The sequence below is a fragment of the Streptomyces sp. NPDC000941 genome, from assembly GCF_053599555.1.
The window spans coordinates 1-1,167 of the sequence record NZ_JBSFMM010000560.1; the positions used below are offsets into that span (position 1 = coordinate 1).

The 1,167-nt window shown below is 71.2% G+C and carries 2 protein-coding genes; one reads left to right on the plus strand and one right to left on the minus strand.

Annotated elements, in window-relative coordinates; genetic code table 11:
• Positions 1-212 precede the first annotated feature (212 nt).
• Positions 213-383 (plus strand): hypothetical protein, encoded by a 171-nt coding sequence (locus ACWDSL_RS53475; RefSeq protein ID WP_385630480.1) that lies wholly within the window; start codon positions 213-215, stop codon positions 381-383.
• A gap of 44 nt (positions 384-427) precedes the next feature.
• Here the strand turns inward: ACWDSL_RS53475 and ACWDSL_RS53480 are convergent, their stop codons facing one another.
• Positions 428-988 (minus strand): CGNR zinc finger domain-containing protein, encoded by a 561-nt coding sequence (locus ACWDSL_RS53480; RefSeq protein ID WP_450497036.1) that lies wholly within the window; start codon positions 986-988, stop codon positions 428-430.
• Positions 989-1,167: the final 179 nt, after the last annotated feature.

Below are 1,167 nucleotides of genomic sequence, written 5' to 3' on the forward strand. Positions count from 1 at the left end.
GCGGAGCGGGGCGGGGCTGCGGCCCCCGCGCTGGGCGCGGGCGGCGGGCTGCGGGGATCCAGGGGCGCGGCCAAGTCCGGAGGCAGCTCGGGCACGGACGACTTCTCGGATATCGAGGCCATTCTCAAAAAGCACGGAATCTGACGCCCAACCGGTCAATACCAGCTCTCCGGTCGCAGGCGGGGTCCCCCTGCGCCATGATCTTGCGCGAGATGCTGCAATCACCCGGGGAGCGATCCCCTATCGAAGGACCCCCTGCACCGCCGAGCGAAGAGCCGCGTGGCTGTCTCTTCGCCCTTTCCCAGCCACCGCTGATGCTGTTCCTCGCGGTCATATTCACCCTGCTCTTCGTCACCGCCCTCCACGACCTCTACCGGTGGTGACCGCCACCGGACGCGCCGGCGTCGGCACGACCGTCGACGCGGCCTCAGCCCGCTGCCGCCTCCCGGCGCCGGGCGCGATAGGCGGCCACATGCAAGCGATTGCCGCAGGTGCGGCTGTCGCAGTAGCGCCGTGAGCGGTTACGCGAGAGGTCGACGAAGGCATGCCCGCAATCCGGCGCCTCGCAGCGCCGCAGCCGCTCCCGCTCGCCCGCCACCACGAGGAACGCGAGCGCCATGCCGCCGTCGGCGGCCAGGTGCTCGGCCAGGGACGCCCCTGGGGCGAAGTAGTGCACATGCCAGTCGTAGCCGTCGTGGTCGGTGAGCCGGGGGGTGGTGCCGGCCGCGGCGACCATCGTGTTGAGCAGTTCGGCGGCGCGCCGGGAATCGGCCGCGGCGAAGACCTCGGCGAAGCGGGCGCGCACGGCCCGTACGGCCACCAGGTCCCGCTCCCCGAGCGTGCCGACGTCGCTGATGGCGTGCTGCGCGACGAAGGTGCGCAGCGCGGCGAGGTCCGCGAGGCCGTCCGGGCCCTCGCCTTCGGACGTGGTGTTCACCAGAGCGACGACCGCGTCGAGCGCGACCTGGGTGTCGTGGTTGATCAGCACGGTTGGCTCCCTGGCCGGCCGGATCGGAGGCTGCTCTCGCCTGCCCTTCGATCTGACCGACTCTAGCGGCGTCCGCCCACATGTGTGACAACTACGGCCCGTATGACAACCACCCATGACAACTGGTGACGCCGTACGACCGTACGAGACGACGGTGCCGTCGCCGCGGACCACTCCGC